Source organism: Luteolibacter algae, from assembly GCF_042683045.1.
Lineage (GTDB): Bacteria > Verrucomicrobiota > Verrucomicrobiia > Verrucomicrobiales > Akkermansiaceae > Luteolibacter > Luteolibacter algae.
Genome location: NZ_JBHUIT010000042.1, coordinates 1 through 1,022, shown reverse-complemented (window position 1 = coordinate 1,022; position 1,022 = coordinate 1). Strand labels below are relative to the sequence as shown.

At 53.2% G+C, this 1,022-nt stretch carries 2 protein-coding genes; both read right to left on the bottom strand.

The features are described 5' to 3' along the window. Positions 1–156: 156 nt before the first annotated feature. On the bottom strand, positions 157–744 hold the full coding sequence (gene cas6f, locus ACFSSA_RS15770) for a type I-F CRISPR-associated endoribonuclease Cas6/Csy4 (RefSeq protein ID WP_386821588.1): 588 nt from the start codon (positions 742–744) through the stop codon (positions 157–159). Positions 745–756: 12 nt separating this feature from the next. Continuing rightward, the coding region (locus ACFSSA_RS15765; RefSeq protein WP_386821587.1) for a type I-F CRISPR-associated protein Cas7f/Csy3 at positions 757–1,022 on the bottom strand (266 nt) is incomplete at its 5' end.

Here is a 1,022-nt window from a genome sequence, read left to right as displayed (position 1 = left end):
AATTAGGACAATTCCAGCCAGAATACCCTTTTTCTAGTATGGCACGGAAGAGTATATTCTACAGTGATTTCCGAGAAGGGGAGAAAAAAGGGTCAGGTATGATTGTAATCGGTGGTTCTGATATTGAGAAGGATTGCACTGATCAAATTACACTTGTTACGAACCGAAGCTGGGCACGGTGGCGTTGTCGCTAAGACCGTAGGCATTGAATTTCCCTAGTGAGTTCTCAACTGTCGGGGACTGGTTGATGAAGAGCAGGAAAGTATTGGCAGTGCTGTGACTGCGTAACCTGAGGAAGGGAAGATCGGTTGTTTTGCCATCCCCATCGGGATAGATGGCGAGTGCCTCTGCCTCGGTGAGTCCGTGGCGTTTCATTTGACGGCGGCGTATCCTTGCGGGGCTGCTGCGGATCTGGATGCGACGCACTTTTAGATTACCAGCACCCGGCGGCACTGGGCGTGGCAAGGCCATTGCCACTTGCTCCCGGAGGTGGGCAAGCCATTCGGTTGCCATCAAATGATCTAAAGCTTGTGCGGTGCCGTGGAGACGAAGGGCGGTTCCTAGGGTATTGAGCTCCTTCCTTTTCCGCTCCGGCTTATAGCTGTATCCGGGAAAGCTGATTCCAATATTGTCCGATTCCAACTCTGCGAGGGCAATATGGAGGCGGGAATGAACAGAGGAGAGGAGATGGTTGGCACAGGTTTCCGCATCCGGTGCAAGCGTGATGTCCTGATAATGGGTCATGGTTCCAGTGAATCAGTCTTTGCTGCTTTTTCCGAATACGCCGCCCCGGATGAGGATGGCCATGAGGTAGTGGCGCTGGTTATCATCCGGCTCCTTGGCTTTTCCGCACCAGTCATCGTGGAGTTTATAAAAATTATCTTCGCCTTTCCCCCGGTAGGTGGTGCCGCTGCTAGTGACGGAGCCATAGACTTCCACGGCGATGGGTCCGATTTCCTCTGCCTGCGGGTGCCAATCGTCGATGGTGCGGATGGCGTTACCGATCTTCTGGGAGTGGAAGG